General features: G+C 60.0%; 15 protein-coding genes. 6 read left to right on the top strand and 9 right to left on the bottom strand.

Going from position 1 to position 14,659, the window contains the following annotated elements:
* The 5 genes from BMX61_RS16475 to BMX61_RS16495 all read left to right on the top strand — a co-directional run bounded on the left by BMX61_RS16475 (position 1) and on the right by BMX61_RS16495 (position 6,442).
* Positions 1-1,392: a restriction endonuclease subunit S domain-containing protein gene (locus tag BMX61_RS16475; RefSeq protein ID WP_083639603.1), complete on the top strand. Its 1,392-nt coding sequence runs from the start codon at positions 1-3 to the stop codon at positions 1,390-1,392.
* Positions 1,392-2,210: a hypothetical protein gene (locus BMX61_RS16480; protein WP_075629334.1), complete on the top strand. Its 819-nt coding sequence runs from the start codon at positions 1,392-1,394 to the stop codon at positions 2,208-2,210. Before BMX61_RS16475 ends, BMX61_RS16480 begins: the two co-directional genes overlap by 1 nt.
* A 445-nt stretch (positions 2,211-2,655) precedes the next feature.
* Positions 2,656-3,813: a plasmid recombination protein gene (locus BMX61_RS16485; RefSeq protein WP_139198948.1), complete on the top strand. Its 1,158-nt coding sequence runs from the start codon at positions 2,656-2,658 to the stop codon at positions 3,811-3,813.
* The gene (locus BMX61_RS16490) at positions 3,810-4,484 is read left to right on the top strand and encodes a hypothetical protein (protein WP_075629332.1); all 675 of its coding nucleotides are present in this window, start codon (positions 3,810-3,812) and stop codon (positions 4,482-4,484) included. The genes BMX61_RS16485 and BMX61_RS16490 overlap by 4 nt, the downstream gene beginning before the upstream one ends.
* Positions 4,481-6,442 carry a DotA/TraY family protein gene (locus tag BMX61_RS16495; protein WP_075629331.1) on the top strand — a complete coding sequence of 654 codons (1,962 nt, stop codon included), beginning with the start codon at positions 4,481-4,483 and terminating at the stop codon, positions 6,440-6,442. The genes BMX61_RS16490 and BMX61_RS16495 overlap by 4 nt, the downstream gene beginning before the upstream one ends.
* 232 nt (positions 6,443-6,674) lie before the next feature.
* Here the strand turns inward: BMX61_RS16495 and BMX61_RS16500 are convergent, their stop codons facing one another.
* From BMX61_RS16500 to BMX61_RS16530, 9 genes are all read right to left on the bottom strand, one after another.
* Complete coding sequence (locus tag BMX61_RS16500) at positions 6,675-7,085, bottom strand: hypothetical protein (RefSeq protein WP_075629330.1); 411 nt, start codon at positions 7,083-7,085, stop codon at positions 6,675-6,677.
* A 76-nt stretch (positions 7,086-7,161) separates the two neighbouring features.
* Complete coding sequence (locus BMX61_RS16505) at positions 7,162-7,407, bottom strand: hypothetical protein (protein WP_075629329.1); 246 nt, start codon at positions 7,405-7,407, stop codon at positions 7,162-7,164.
* Between the two features lie 26 nt (positions 7,408-7,433).
* A complete protein-coding gene (locus BMX61_RS16510) occupies positions 7,434-7,730 on the bottom strand; it encodes a hypothetical protein (RefSeq protein ID WP_075629328.1) in 297 nt (98 codons plus the stop codon).
* 216 nt (positions 7,731-7,946) lie between these two features.
* Complete coding sequence (locus tag BMX61_RS24755) at positions 7,947-8,111, bottom strand: hypothetical protein (RefSeq protein ID WP_170854964.1); 165 nt, start codon at positions 8,109-8,111, stop codon at positions 7,947-7,949.
* Positions 8,112-8,128: 17 nt separating this feature from the next.
* Positions 8,129-8,371, bottom strand: a complete 243-nt coding sequence (locus tag BMX61_RS16515) for a hypothetical protein (protein WP_075629327.1) — start codon at positions 8,369-8,371, stop codon at positions 8,129-8,131.
* A 446-nt stretch (positions 8,372-8,817) separates the two neighbouring features.
* On the bottom strand, positions 8,818-10,524 hold the full coding sequence (locus tag BMX61_RS16520; protein WP_075629326.1) for a hypothetical protein: 1,707 nt from the start codon (positions 10,522-10,524) through the stop codon (positions 8,818-8,820).
* Positions 10,525-10,610: 86 nt separating this feature from the next.
* Positions 10,611-10,823, bottom strand: a complete 213-nt coding sequence (locus tag BMX61_RS24365) for a hypothetical protein (protein WP_139198949.1) — start codon at positions 10,821-10,823, stop codon at positions 10,611-10,613.
* A gap of 113 nt (positions 10,824-10,936) precedes the next feature.
* Positions 10,937-12,457, bottom strand: coding sequence for a site-specific integrase (locus tag BMX61_RS16525; RefSeq protein WP_075629325.1), 1,521 nt, complete (start codon positions 12,455-12,457; stop codon positions 10,937-10,939).
* A gap of 331 nt (positions 12,458-12,788) precedes the next feature.
* Positions 12,789-13,628, bottom strand: coding sequence for a helix-turn-helix transcriptional regulator (locus BMX61_RS16530; protein ID WP_075629324.1), 840 nt, complete (start codon positions 13,626-13,628; stop codon positions 12,789-12,791).
* 97 nt (positions 13,629-13,725) lie between these two features.
* Between BMX61_RS16530 and BMX61_RS16535 the strand changes: the two genes are divergently transcribed.
* Positions 13,726-14,625 carry an SDR family oxidoreductase gene (locus BMX61_RS16535; RefSeq protein WP_075629323.1) on the top strand — a complete coding sequence of 300 codons (900 nt, stop codon included), beginning with the start codon at positions 13,726-13,728 and terminating at the stop codon, positions 14,623-14,625.
* Positions 14,626-14,659 lie beyond the last annotated feature (34 nt).

Below are 14,659 nucleotides of genomic sequence, written 5' to 3' on the forward strand. Positions count from 1 at the left end.
TTGAAGGGGCTTGAAGCGTCGATACTGCGGCTATCCGCCGTGGGAGACCTGAACCCCGGATTGCGCTTCGACGCAGAATTCTTTTCTCGGCCAGCGATGATGGCATTGAAAGAAATTCGGCGTGCTCGACACGACCCCTTGCGCGATTTATGCAAAAAAATTCAGCATCCTATTGAAGTGGTGCGCGAGTATGAAGATGAGGGTCTCCTCACCGTTATGGCGAAAAACGTTCGGTCCAACCGCGCTGAAATGTCGGACCCGCGTTTCATGCCCTCGCAATTGCGCTCGGTGGTTGCTCGAAACAAGCTGAATAGGAATGACGTTCTTGTTACGCGGACAGGCGCGAACTTTGGCCAAGCCTCGCCATGGAAGCAGGACTTCGAGGCGTTCGCCTGTGCTGATATTCTCGTATTGCGGGAACCATCAATTCCATCTGGATACCTAAGCAGCTTCCTTGAGTGTGCGAAGGGCAAGCCGCTTGTTCTTAGGGGTGGCTACGGCGCTGGCCAGCCGCACATTGCCCCGCCGTATTTGGCAGACATGCTCATTCCCCGCTTCGGCGCTCTCGAAGGTCGCGTTGATGCAGTTATCGACAGATCGGTGCAGATGGAGGTCGAAGCAGCCTCGACAGTGCAGGCCGCCGAACAGGTCTTGCTCGCCGCCCTCGGCCTTGCCAACTGGACTCCGCCCGAACCGCTCGCCTACACCGCCCGTGCGTGTGAGGTCTTCGCTTCAGGCAGGTTCGATGCGCAGTATTTCAGGCCCTTATTTGCCGAGGTGGCAGACAGGCTTCAAGCCACTGGCGGTTCAGTCGAACTAGGCACAATCCTCTCCGTCAATGCACGGGGTAGGCAGCCCCAGTATGATGAAACTGGCTTGCCTGTTATCAACTCAAAGCATGTTCGCACCCATCATGTGATCCTTGAAGATAACAGAACCGCCACGGAAAGCGGCTCACCAGTTATCATTGAGACTGGCGACGTTCTCCTGAATGGTACAGGGGTTGGAACCATTGGCCGAACCGCACCGTATCTGCATCAAAAACGGGCACTGCCAGACAATCATGTAACAGTGCTACGGACGGATGCGATTGACCCCGTGTATTTGTCGGTATTCCTGAACAGCCCGCTTGGGCAGTGGCAGATCGAGCGGCACATCAAAGGGTCGTCAGGACAGATCGAACTTTACCCGACCGACATTGCTCGGATCATGATTTGGGACGCACCGGATACGGTGCAGCAGTCGGTAAGAGCCGCAATCCTGTCCGCATTCGATGAAGAACGCCGCGCCAATGAACTATTGGAGGCGGCGAAGCGCGCCGTCGAGATTGCGATTGAAGACGGGGAACCCGCCGCCATGGCCTACCTTGACCAAGTAGAGAGGGCAACCTGATGGCCCTGCCTCCACACGCTGCTGACTGGATGAACCGCGCCGAAATCGACTACATCGGCCCCTTCGTCAAAGCCTGGGCTGCATTTAATGCTTGGTATCGACACGCTTCTGGGTCACGCAAAGATCGTGACGGGCTTCGATTCGTAAAGACCCAACCCAATCAAGTTCGTAGCGGGATCATGCCACTTCTGCGCCCACTGCAGCGCGATGGTCACGGCAACATCGCGCCAGACGGCGAACCCGCGCAAAAATTCAAACTGCTGATCCGCGACCTCCATGTTTGTTTGGATGGTTTTCATATAGAGGTAACGCGGGAGGAAGACGTTGTGGAACGCATTTCGTTTCGATCCGTCTGTATAGGTCAGGGCGCACCACTCCCGCAGAGCTCGGACAGCTATGGGCTACGTTACTTGGTGGAAAGGGCGAACGGCGGTTGGCAATGTACGGTCAAGTCCATCGCCAATCCCGCGAATGTGCGAGCGACGATTCAGACGGCGGGATTTGATGTTGACGCGCTCCAAGGTCATGCACAGTTTGCATGGCTATCCGCCGCGCAAAGAGCAACATTGCTAGGAGTTTTCAATCGCTGCAACCCGCGCCCATTGACCGATCTCTTTGCCGAAGGTGGTGCCGAGATCGTGGCGAGTGACGTAACATTCCAATGCAGCGACCAACAATTGTTTGAAGGTCTGATCGAAGTGATTTATGGCCTTCGAAATACCCTGTTGCACGGCGAACTGCAGCCCTCCCCGCAAGCGTTTGCCGCCTACGAGCCTGCTTATCGAATATTGCTGACGTTCCTAAGTTGTGTGAGGTGAAGAGCGTCGATCGCCACAGAGGCTCGTCCGTGAGACCGAAATGTTTCGGGCTTGAGAGTTTCGTTGTGCGGATGCCATGAATATGCCGAGCCACGATGGACCTGGCCCAATGGCTGCCATTACCGCCACCTCGCACCCAATCGGGGATTCTGAGCCCGAGGGGGTGCCGAAGCGGCAGGGCTCCTATCGTGTGGCTCCCTGGAAGCCCATAAGCTATTTGAGCATGTGTTTGCGGCCAAGGTAGACGAAATCGGGATTGATGTCGTATCCACACGGCGAGTGATAAGTATTGCAGGCTAAAGTCTGTCTTGAGTGAACAAAAAACCTGCGGAGAGCCGATGCTTAGAACGCCGTGATAAGCTGTATTCGGTCTATACAGTTTATTTTCACTTTGTTTTCCTGACCGCCGGCAGGCAGACTCGGGCTATTCGCCTGAGTGTTTTCCTTGGCCTACCAGTTCGTGCGTATCGAGCTCTACAGCCGTTCCGGCAAAGCGGGACGGACCACCGATTACATTTTCGATGAGGTTTCACGGGTGCCCTCGGCATCGGTGCATGTGCCTTCGCCGAAGCCCCCTGAACTTTTCTACGGCCTCGGTGCAGACGAGGTAAGGGCGCTGCACGACGAACGGGCTGCCGCGGCCAAGACGTCGAGGACGGACAAGACAGGCAAGACGTCGCTCAAGGCGATCCGCAAGGACCAGAACACGCTCGCCGGCCTGATCTTCTCTCACCCCGTGAGTATGGACGACTATCGCTCAAGCGCGAATGTCCGTCGAGATGTCGCCGACTGGGAACAGCGGTCGATTGCCTGGCTTCTGGAGCAATACGGGGACAGGCTGGTTTCAGTCATCCGGCACACCGATGAAAGCCATCCGCACCTCCATGCATACCTGCTGCCCGACGACATGGAGATGCGGGCAGGCCTTTTGCATCCCGGATATCCGGCCAAGAATGCTGTTCTCGCCGCCGGTCCGCTTCCCGGCGAGGACAAGAAGGCGATGGGGAAAAGGGCCGACCGGGCCTATGTCGCGGGCATGAGGGCATGGCTCGATGATTATCACCAGAAAGTGGCGATCCCCGCTGGCCTCACGCGTCTGGGTGCCGGGAAACGCCGTCTGACGCGAGCGCAATGGCATGCCGAGAAGGCTCAGGCGGCGGCGCTGAAGCAGGCCGTGGAGCGCGCTGCCATCGTTGAAGCCAAGGGTCGCGCATACATCGATCAAACAAAACGAAAGGTCGCCGCGATCAAGGCTGAGGCCGCAGCGGCTAAGGCCTCGGCAGACCGATTCAAAGGCATGGGCGGTACGGTGCGGGCTGTTCTCGATGGCGTTCGTGAGGCCTCACTGCGTGAGAGCGTCCGAAAAGAATTTGCGTCCGAGATGGCGGCGGCAACGGCTGCGGTGGCCAAGGCCAGGGCCGAAACGACGAAGGCAAGAAACTCACAGCGTGATGCTGAGAAACAGGCTGCCGATCAGCGTCATGCTTTCCGGCAGCAGGGGCAGCGGCTGGCTTCGGCCCAACAGGAAATCCGCCAACTGTCGCGCGCGCTGGCCGCCGCGCTCGACGAGCCGACGCCGGCACCGGGAGGGATGACGCCATGACGACAGGTGAGGAGATTTTCTGGCAGAACGCGCGCAGGATACTTTGGGACATGCAGATGCTGCGGCTCGACCCCGCCCACGGGGCGGCAGTGGACATCGTACGCTGGTGTCTGCTGATTCGCGGCAGGCCAACGCACCATCGGCAGGCTTTTCTCGAGCGGGAGTCGCCCGCGCTCCTGGCGTATCTTGAAAAACTAGCCTCATGCGGTGAGCCGCAAGGCTGGCGGACGCTGGAAGAGCGCGTTCGGTTCCGTCTGCGGGTCCTCCGGGAGTATGACATGCAGCCATGCGCCCGCCCGTGGCTGGCGGCCATCTGGCACACGCTCCCGGAAATGGCAGCGCTGGGGCAGGCTATCCTTGATCGCAAGTCCGAAATTCAAGACCTTGCACCCGACGTCGCGCTGCTGGCTTCGGACGCCGCCACGGGCACGGGCGGCGACGGCGACAAGGGCAGCGCGGGAAAGGCAGGATCGGCGACGTCGAACAAGCCTCATTCGCCTCGACGTCTTGAATTTCCACCCGTGCCGGTCGTTGCGACCGAGGCGGAAAAGAAGGCGCTCGATCTCGAGGATGTCTCCGAAATCACGAATACGAAAACCGACGTCGTGCCTGACGGTCCGGACACAGGAAACGGCACGGCGGGGCCGAAGCCGCCCGGAGGGAAACCATGATCGACCTGTTCGCCGAACCTGTTTCGACAAATCTGGCGTGGCGTCTCGTGACCGCCGTCCTTCCTTCCGACGCGACGTCGGCTTGGGGGCGGACGCTCCAGGTGTTTACGTCGACTCTCTTCGCCTTCTGCGCGGTACTGATCGCATACAGCACCGTCTCCGGGATCGTGCAGTCTGCGTACACGGGCAAGGCGCTGGGCGACCGCTGGCACCAGATATGGACACCGCTCCGCGTGATCGTCGGCGCGGGTCTCCTCCTGCCGCTGCCGTCGACGGGGTTCTCACCCGCCCACTACCTGCTGCGCGACGTCGTCGCCCGCGGCGGGATAAATCTCGCCGACGCGTCATGGGGTGTCTTCGTCCAGACGGTGGCGTCGGGGGAGACGACGATCCTGCCAGTGTCGTCCGCAGGGTCAACGGTCGCGATGTCAATCCTCCGCCATGAAATCTGCGCCGCCGTCTACAACAAGGCGGGCAAGCTATGGGGGTGGCACGCACCGTCGCCAGAACCGGCCGGCTCTATTTCCGGTCTCGGCATTCCCGGTTATGCCCAGAAGCTGACATGGAGCTACGGCCCGACATGCGGGCATTTCTCGTACACGATACCTGATGACAGACCGGCGTTTTCTTCCGCACGCCGTGAGGCGGTCGCGGAAATCATTTCCGCTTACAGGGTCGAGGCGAAGCGGTATGCGGAGCTGGCGGCGGAGACGTCGGGGGTGTCGTCCGCCGACGCCGTCACAAGGGCGATTTCGGGCAAGGTTCTGTCCTCGACGATCGTGCAGGATATCCGAACCCGCGGAGCAGCGTTCGACGCGAAGATTTCCGAAGCTGCCAGGATAGAGGCGGCGACGGTGGAAGCGACGTCGCGCTCCAGGCTAATTGAGAACGCCAAACAGGAAGGATTCCTTTCGGCCGGCTCGTATTTCCGTGCGCTCGGCCAGATCAGTGAACTGACGACGGCGATGACAAACGAGATGCCCGAGGATGTCGCGCCGAGGACTGACGGAGACTTCGGGCTGGCGCTCGATCGGGCCTTTGAGGTGCTGCGTCTACAGGTGTCTGGCGAAGCCGACAGAGCCAACCTTTCGGCCAATGATTTCGCGGCGGCGGGCGACGAGGGATCGACCTTCTTGGTGAAGCTCCTCGCGCCGATCTCGCGGGGACTGGCCGAATGGGGCGCGTCCTCATCTGCCGGATCGGGGGACGCGATGTCAAACCTGATTTCGTCGGGACACGCGATGCTATCGATCGCCTGGACGGCAATCGCCGCTGGTGCCACGTTGATGGTGGCGTCCTCGAACTGGTTTTCGTCTGCGGTCGGCGCTGGAGGGGCAGCCGATTTTCTGCTCGGGTGGGGCAACTGGGCTATCGGCGGGCTGATGTTCATCGGCGGCTTGCGTGCCTATGTGATCCCGATCCTTCCGTTTCTTTTCGTATTGGCCGCCGGCATCGCGCTCGTTGCCGCCCTCTTGGAAGCGATGATCGCGCTGCCGTTGTGGTGTCTGAAGTGGATGAAAATGGAGGGTGGCGATGACTTCGCGAGCGAAGGCGTCCGAATGGGCTTGATGCTGACCGTGAACGTCTTCCTGCGTCCTTCTCTCGCAATCCTTGCTTACTGCGGCTCATACCCGGTTTTCGACATCGTTCTCCGGACGATGGACGCGATGTGGGCGACGGCTTTCCTGGCGCAGACCGGCGGCGCAGTCGTCGGCCTCATCGGTTTCCTGTTCATGTCCATCATCCAGCTTTACCTGACATGGTACGTCAGCCTGAAACTGTTCGGGCAGTCGTGGGCCTTGCCGGATCGTGTTCTCGGCTGGCTCGGCCTGCCGGGAACAGCGGGGGAATCGAGTATCGCCTCTGGCGCTATCGGCGGAATGCTCGGTCTTGCCGGACGCGGATTATTGCCGAAAGCTGGTGTGACGATGCTTGCAAAGGGAGGCAAGGCGAAATGAAGAAGACGGTTCTTTGGACGGCGCTCGGGTTCGGTCTAGCAGTCGGATGCGGGATTGCGGGACTGGCACACCTGTCCGCCACGCTGGTTACGCTGACGGTGTTTTGCGCCGTGCCGGCGTTCATCGTTATCGGCCTTGAAACCCTAGACCGTCGAAGGGGCCACCGATGAGATTCCTGTTTTGGCTGACCCGCCAAGCAGATTGAGAGGGCGGCTTTCGGGTCGCCCTTTTGTTATTCCGCGATCATGGACGTCAGTTTGTCCTTGATCTGGTCGCTATCGAATCCCTTCTCGATCAGGCCAAGACGGACGAGGTTTCGAACGATGCCGATGATATCCTGGCTCCGGGCGTCGATGTCTGCGTCCGGCGCGAGCTTCGAAATATAGGCGCGTATTATCCGCTTCATCCCATCGCCTTCGACAGCGGCCATATAGGCATCTGCAACGGCGCGGGCGTCGGGGCGGCGGAGGGCTTTCGCCTTCTGCCTATTCTTGGCCGCGTAGGCTGCCTGACGCTGTCGATGTATGGAAGCGAGTTCTCGTATTGCTCCTTTGGCTCCTGCGACAACATACTCATTGCCCTCGTTCAATGCGTCGACGGGGAACTCTACGACGTCGATGGAGTGCGTTTCGTCTATCAACATGTTACCTCGCTATCCCTATACAACAACGATCTCACGGCGTGAGATTGCATGCAACAGAAATCACGCTGTGAGTTTTTCAGGCAGCGCGAATGAATGTGCGACGTCCAGCGGCCTCGGCAGCGCGCCGGGCTTCGGCCACGCTGGCAGCGGTGCCGAATGCGATACGCTCGTCAGCGCAGAGGTCGTCGATCACTTCCCAAGCGAATGTCCCATCAGCGCAATATGTGACGACGAGATCGAGGGAACGATCGCCGAATGCGAAACCTGCCGCTTCACCGCAGACGTCGTCGTCCTTTGCCCAAGGCAGATGTTGAAGCTCCATGTAAATTCTCCTTTGTTCCTGAAGGTTCAGTTGAAGTTCAGTCCGTCGAACTCGATGAAGTCCGCGGTGTCGCTTAGGCGTTCCGCCGCCGTCATAACGTAGAAGCGATGACGCCCGTCGAGTCCGTATTCTTCACGAACGTGGATTTCGGCTCCGCCGATCTTGTGCTCCGAGACAAATGCGCCCCGACGCCGCTCCTTCATCTCCTTGCCCCTGCGGTCGCCGTCACGCTGCAACGCGTGCAACGCGGGAAGTTGCTTGAGAAAGCTGATGTCGCCCGATGCGCCGAAGACGCCGGCGCTTACGAGGGTTTCTTTGTGCATATGATGCCCTTCTGTTGACATAGCTTCGCCGTTCGCGCCAAAGCCCGTTTTCCTGTTTCTCCGATGTCTCGCTGCTCTAAGGTCTGCTGCTCACTGTCGCGATGACACATTCAGATAAGCGAGTCGCTTTTCGATTCGCAATGATTCTTTTTGTCTAAGATATTGATTGTATTAATTAAAGACTCCGACTGGGGTCTTTAATTTTTTGCTTCTGATTCAATGACGACGCCGTGAGATTTTCCATCCGAGTACCACAGGCAGCAGGAACCAGACGACGATATTGACGGATTCCACGGCGTGAGGTGCCTTGGTTGCTATGACGTACAGCAGCACGAATGACGCCAATGCGACCGGCAGGGACAGGATGGGGAGGGCGAGCATGGGGTCTTCCTTTTCTGTCACGATGTCGCTTCGAGGCGTCGGAACGCCTGGATGCCGTCACGCTGAAATTCGCGCTTCATGGCGTCGGCGGTTCCGGGGATGCGGGAGCGCCGTAACAGGCTACGCGCAGACGTCCGGTTGTCGATCCTGTACAGGGATGCGAGGTAGCAGATCAGGCCGCCGAACTGATCGCGGTGATTAACTTCTTCGACCTGAACCGAAAACGTCAGACCCGAAATGGTTGTCGTTCTGATCTGCATTGGAACTCCCTTTCGGCCTGTTTTCTATGCCTTTTCTTATATCATTCCGTGAGAATTGAGCCCAGGAGATAACGCGGCATGGTTGAGTTGTGCCGGACGTGCGGTTAACGGGATCGGTCGGATTTTACGGGTTTTCTGGCTTGGCCTGTTCCCTGTTCGATGCGGGCCGCAGGCCTAGCTTCGAACCCGCCCGCAGGGCGGCCTTGATGTTCCCCGTCCCGATGCCATCGCATGCGCCGGCGCTCGGAGCGGCAGTCACCCCGCAGGGGCCGCAACGAAGAGGAGGACGGCACCGTCGTTGACAAAGCGAGAACGCTGGCAGGCTTTGCGGTGAGGGTTGGGAGATGGATTCAGACGTAGTTAGACCCATCGGAGCGTAAATTAGTGCTGTACGAGGCTGCATGCGTGGCCGTACAGCACCCTTGTCATTCAAAATGACCCGTGGGTCATCCGAATGCGCGAAGCGCGTCTGAGCGGGAGATGAGCATATCGGAGTGGCAAGCATAGCGTTCCCCGGTGCCGGGGATGACGCGGGAATTCGCGCATGCGGTTTGGGAATCGACGTCTGCCGCAGGAGTGCCAGCAAAGCGACCCGAAACTGGTGGCGCGGGACCGACTGACGCCGAAACCGCATTCAGTATCTCCGGACGCGGGACACGGCCTTCTTCCAAAGCTATCCAGGCTTCATGACAGGCCAGTGCAGTGCTGTCTTCGTCACTGTCGTCCATTAAGATCAGGTATCCCGTTCGAGGAGCAGTTCCATGGTCTGTTTTATCGGTGTGCGAGATCGCGGGTACCTTTTTATCTATACACTGTTTTTCACACCCCTGTTCGAGCGCCTTCACCAGATCATTCCAGCGATTGATGACCGTCCGCCGCGAAACGTGGGCGGCCTTGGCGAGGGCGGATTTCGTGACGTCGACGCCATCCGCTGAAAGCGAGCGGTAAGCGTCAACAAGCTTGGAAATGGTGCGATCCGCGTTAGACTTCGCGGCGTGCCGGCCTCCCGCTGCCTGTCGATCGGCGACGGACGTCATACCGTCCACGACGTCCAGCAGGCGGCCGCGATTAACACTCGGATTTTCCAGCTTGGACGGATCGAAGTTGGCCGCAAGGTAGTCGGCGACCTTGCCCGTCACGTAGCCGACCTGCGTATCGGAAAGCTCGCTCTTCTCCGCGAAGGCGGTCAGCGCCTCATGAAGGTGATCGGCAAGAGCCTCCCGTGTCCCGCGCATCCGCTTGTCGGTGCCGAAGTGCCATTCGGCAAGGGTGCGCTGTCCTTCTGTCCGGAGCGCGTCGAAAATGGCGTTCGATGCCGTGAGCCCCAGGCCGGACTGGACAGCTGCGGCACGACGGGCGAGCACTGGCCGACTTACGCCTGTGTCGACGCGGTCGGCGTATTCCGAGAGCGTGGGCCAGACGTCGGCGTTCGGGGTGATCGTGTGCCAGATCGGCGACGTCGGGCATTTCATCCGCATCGTCATCGTGGGCGCAGCGGGGTCAGCGCCGATGTCGAGCAGCGCCGCCGCCAAGCCGCGGCATACGGCATCAAAGAGCCGGATCGGTTCCTGGCGACACCGTTCGTCCTTCGAATGCCAGACGGCGCTGCCGTAGGGGAGCAACCAGATGAAATGGGGGCGGACAAACTGGCCGTTTTCCAGCCGGTCCCCGACGACGATATGAGGCAGGCACGGAATGCGGCCGTCGCGCACGTGTACCTGCAGTGAGTAGATACACGCCTCCGGGGTCGGGAAAACCCCGTCGCAGTCCACGCGGAGCGCGGCGATGAAGTCTTTGTTCAGCTCGATATAGGGATAATCTAGCGTCAGGACCTTCTCGCGGCACTGAACGGCAAGCGTTGCTTTGTCCCAGGATGCCCGGGCGCGGCCACGGCGGGGAACGAGCGACACGAAATATTTCAAGACGACGTTGTCCTCGGAACGCAGACCGTCTTCGCGGAAGGACTCTCGATACCGACCGCCGACTTCCTTCCCGAACGGTAGTTCGTAACCCTCAATGATACGCTTCCGGACGAGCTCTTTCTGACTGGCATTCTGGACGGCGAACTCGTTGGTGGTGGCCTTCGTCTGTCGCGCAGGCTTTCGGCTGCCTTGGCGCTGGGCCTCGGCATAACGCGTCTCGAACCCGGCCATGCCATTCGAGCGGTCGGGCCAAATTTGTTGACACGGTAGGTTGTGAAAGTCCTCGGTGCCGGCTGGGATATGTCCCAGCCTCGGGGTCACCGTTCAGAAACAGGGGTCTTTACAGCAATCGCGCCAACGGCAATGATCATCTTGCTACTCCAAAAAACACCGCCGAGGGTTCCAGCCCGATGACAGCGGTGTTTTTTATGGTCGTGCGGCGCGGCGCATACGTCAATCGCCGAAAATGCGTTCCGCATCCGAAACGATTTTGCGGTTGCCGTCACGTACGAATACATGATGCTTTCCATGCCCCCACCCGCCCAACGGCGAGGCTGCGGCCCTCCCCCCGGGGGAGGGCCTCACGCCCCTCGCGGGGCGACTGGGTTTCATCGCCGTCGCGCAGGCGCTCGGGCGATGCCGATTATCGCTCTAAAGGCTGCCATTCCCTCTTGAGTCTGTCGTATTCGTCCAGAACGGTGTCCGTCCAAACCGTCATGGCCTTTCGCTTGAGGTGAAGGTGCTGTGCGCCACCATAGGCAAGTCTGGTGATGCGGGCGACATGCTGTTCTCGTGACTCGTCATTTGCGACGTCCAGTCTGTCGGTGCGTCTCACTTCGTGAGCAAGGACTACGGATGAGCCACCGGGAATGCCGGCGGCGTCCATGACGGGCGTGATCGTTCGGCGCGTGTCGTGGGGCGTCCACCATTTGATGCCGTTGGCGGCGAGTAGATCGACGGCGGTGGCGCGCTTTTTCGTCAAGGCATCTCGCGCCCCGAGACGTTTCAAGACGGAAAGAGTGGATGATCTATGAACGTGGATATCATTCTTGCCGCGCTCGGACGGGAATAGCCATTGGCTATCGGGCCGTCCGACCTGATCGAGTTTCGACGCCATATGTCGGACTAGGCGGGGCGGGATCGGGAGGACGTGGGCTACGCCGGCCTTCATGACGCCTTCGCCCCATGCGGCGAGATACCAGCCATCATTTTCGGGATCGGGGACGTAGTCGATCCTCCGGATGGCGAGTGCAGCGCCTTGACGCTGGGCGGTCAGGCATACCCAGTGGAAGGCGGCCGCCACACCGTCACGGATACCGTACTTGTGATCATGCTTCGCCTGCATTCGGCCAGGCAGCCGTTTCATGGTGTAGACGTCGGCGAGTATCAGCGACTTTGCTATGTTCTCGACGCCGGGATTGCGGGTGCGGGGCTTGGTCGTTCGCCCAACCGTCAATAGCTTCCACCAGGGTTCCACGCGGTCCAGCCCGGACTGCCCGCCGTGAACGGACTGGCAGTGGCCAAGAACCGTGCTGACGTTAGAGACGACCTTGCCAGCGGGCGACGGAGAGGCGTGCTTCGTCAACATGACGTCGCGAATGCGTTCGATGTCCGAACGCTTGAGGTTCACGGCCGGCATATCGAGGAGATCGGCAAATTCGGGTTTCGCAAATGTCGATCTGAGCGTTGACACGGTTGGTGCGCGCCATGGTTTCGTGGCGGTATCTGCTGTCTTGTCTTCGATCGTTTTGTCGATGCACTGCTGTAAGGTCCATGTCCCGACCTTCGGGCGCATTTCGCGGACGATGTCGTCGTGCGTGAGGTCGAGCTTGTTTTCGACGACATGATGGTGCTGCCGCAGGAACTCCTCGGCGTAGGGCTCGCCGCCGAAATCGATCTGCCGCTTGACCTTGTCGGCCAATTCCCGGGCGGCCTTGATCGACGGGATGTACCAAGCCTCGCCCTCGTGTGCCCAGCCGAGCGTTTTGCTGATCCCTTTGTATCGAAGGAAAAAAGCGACCTTCTCGCCTTTGAGGCGGAGGGATAGGCCGGTGCATTTCAGGTCGGTGATGTAGTGGCTGCCCCTGTGCCCTGGGCACGCTGCCTTGAGGAAGTCGGTGAGGTGTGAAGGGCGGAGGTCGGCCTTGTCAGAAATCGTCGTCATTGGCGTCTTCAATTCATGTTCTGGAACACGTCTGGAACATTCGCTATCCGAATTTGGGGTCTTTTTGACCCTTCTTGAGGTGGACGTCGAAGTCGTGAATTGAAGGCGATATTCAAGAAAAAGCGATATATGTCAACATATTATGAGGGTTTTGAAAGACCTCGGAATGAGTTGAAATCTTGCAATAACGCTAGGCCGTAGGTTTGTGGCACCTGAGGTCGGAGGTTCGAGACCCCCCAACCGTACCATTTCTTCCCTTTTCGATCAGACAACGAGTGCCGCGTCGTAAGCCGTCGCAACGGCCCGTTCGTGCTCCTTGGCTTGTTGCGCATTAGGCAGCTACGCCGTTCTGAGCCTTTTGCCGCACCAGGATGCGGATTCGTTCGGCGAGATCCTCGGTGACGGGATTGTAGAGAATCAGGCTTAGATCCGGTCTGCCATCGACAGCGAAGGCTGAGTATTCCAGCTCCACCTCACCAAGCACCGGATGGTGCATGTGCTTCGTGCCTTCGCCATGGGCGTTGACGCTGTTTTCCTCCCAAAGCGCCTTGAAATCCGGGCTGGCGCGGCTGAGTTCGTCGACCAGCGCCGTTACCTCCGAAAGGGCGCCCGCGCGGGCGGCATCCGCGCGAAAGGCGCCGATGACGAAGCGGGCGATCGCATGCCAATCATGCTGTGCCGCGCGCACATGCGGATTGCAGAAGACCAGCCGCAGTACATTGCGTTCCCTGGGCGCAAGAGCGTCATAATCCATCATCACCACCGTGGCCGCGCGATTCCAGGCGACGATGTCCCAGGTCGGTGTGCGCACCAGGGCCGGGCAATCCTCCATGCGCTCCAAAAGGCGGGTGAGGCGTGGGCTGATGGCGCCGCCAGCGCTGGGGCGAATCTCCGGTGGGCGCCCGAGTGCCAGCATGAACATATGCGCGCGCTCGGCCTCCGTCAGCATCAGCCCCTTGGCAATGCGGTTCAGCACATCGGCAGAGGGTGCGCCGCCGCGACCCTGCTCCAGCCAGGTATACCAGGTGGCGCTGATATTGGCGCGCTGCGCGACCTCCTCACGCCTCAAGCCCGGCGTGCGCCTTCGGCCGGAAAAGCCAAAGGCGGCAGGGTCGAGATGGGCGCGACGGTGACGCAGAAACGCGCCGAGTGCATCGATAGAGCCGGTCAAGGGCGCATCCTGTTGGTCATTATACTAGGATAAGGTCACAACTTTAACAGCATAGTGCCTGCACGCATAAGAGGGCGTCAATCACGGAGACCTTACGATGCGTATTTTTCTGACAGGCGCGACAGGCTTTATCGGCGCGGCTCTGCTGGGCGAATTGATTTCAGCCGGCCATGAGGTCGTCGGCCTTACCCGCTCGGAGGCGGGGGTGCGGGCAATCGAAGCGGCAGGCGCTGTCGCCTATCGCGGTACTCTGGAGGATCCGGAGAGCCTGCGCGCCGGTGCGGATGCGGCCGATGCCGTGATCCACACGGCCTTCGACCATGACTTTTCCCGTTTCGTCGACAATTGCGCCAAGGATGGCCGGGTCATTCGCGCCCTCGGCCAAGCCCTTGCGGGCTCTGACCGGCCGCTGATCATCACCTCCGGCACAGGCATGGGCAGCCCCGATCATGGAGCCTTGGCCATGGAGAATGTGTTCAATCCCGCCCATCCCAATCCTCGCGTGGTCTCGGAACTGACCGGCGCGGAGCTTCTCGATGCAGGGATCAATCTCTCGGTCATGCGTCTGCCGCAGGTCCACGATACCCGCAAGCAGGGCCTGATCACCCCGCTGATCGACATCTTCAGGGAGAAGGGTGTGGCGGCCTATGTCGGCGAGGGACGCAATCGCTTTTCGGCTGGCCACCTTTCCGATGTGGTCAGGCTTTATCGCCTCGCGGTAGAAAGAGGCAATCGAGGCGCCCGTTATCACGCTGTGGCCGAAGAGGGTATCGAAACCCGCGTCATTGCCGAAGCGCTCGGCCGTGGCCTTGGGCTGCCCGTCATCTCGGTTCCGGCGGAAAAGGCTGCAGAACAGTTCGGCTGGATGTCGATTTTTGCTGGCGCCGACATGCCGGCATCGAGTGCCTGGACCCGCAAGACGCTGGATTGGCATCCCACGGGGCCGACGCTGATGGCGGACCTTGACGCCATGGATTATGGCGCGCTCGCCGCATAAGCGCTGTTCGAGCGGGCCGCTGCTGCTTGTCGGC

Origin of the sequence: Xaviernesmea oryzae (assembly GCF_900109605.1) — a bacterium.
Lineage (GTDB): Bacteria > Pseudomonadota > Alphaproteobacteria > Rhizobiales > Rhizobiaceae > Xaviernesmea > Xaviernesmea oryzae.

Coding starts and splice junctions, on each gene's coding strand:
- BMX61_RS16490 (WP_075629332.1), top strand. CDS start 3,810: ATGACGACAGGTGAGGAGATTTTCTGGCAGAACGCGCGCAGGATACTT.
- BMX61_RS16495 (WP_075629331.1), top strand. CDS start 4,481: ATGATCGACCTGTTCGCCGAACCTGTTTCGACAAATCTGGCGTGGCGT.
- BMX61_RS16535 (WP_075629323.1), top strand. CDS start 13,726: ATGCGTATTTTTCTGACAGGCGCGACAGGCTTTATCGGCGCGGCTCTG.
- BMX61_RS16500 (WP_075629330.1), bottom strand. CDS start 7,085: ATGTTGATAGACGAAACGCACTCCATCGACGTCGTAGAGTTCCCCGTC.
- BMX61_RS24365 (WP_139198949.1), bottom strand. CDS start 10,823: ATGGAAAGCATCATGTATTCGTACGTGACGGCAACCGCAAAATCGTTT.
- BMX61_RS16510 (WP_075629328.1), bottom strand. CDS start 7,730: ATGCACAAAGAAACCCTCGTAAGCGCCGGCGTCTTCGGCGCATCGGGC.
- BMX61_RS16480 (WP_075629334.1), top strand. CDS start 1,392: ATGGCCCTGCCTCCACACGCTGCTGACTGGATGAACCGCGCCGAAATC.
- BMX61_RS16525 (WP_075629325.1), bottom strand. CDS start 12,457: ATGACGACGATTTCTGACAAGGCCGACCTCCGCCCTTCACACCTCACC.
- BMX61_RS24755 (WP_170854964.1), bottom strand. CDS start 8,111: ATGCTCGCCCTCCCCATCCTGTCCCTGCCGGTCGCATTGGCGTCATTC.
- BMX61_RS16505 (WP_075629329.1), bottom strand. CDS start 7,407: ATGGAGCTTCAACATCTGCCTTGGGCAAAGGACGACGACGTCTGCGGT.
- BMX61_RS16520 (WP_075629326.1), bottom strand. CDS start 10,524: ATGGCCGGGTTCGAGACGCGTTATGCCGAGGCCCAGCGCCAAGGCAGC.
- BMX61_RS16515 (WP_075629327.1), bottom strand. CDS start 8,371: ATGCAGATCAGAACGACAACCATTTCGGGTCTGACGTTTTCGGTTCAG.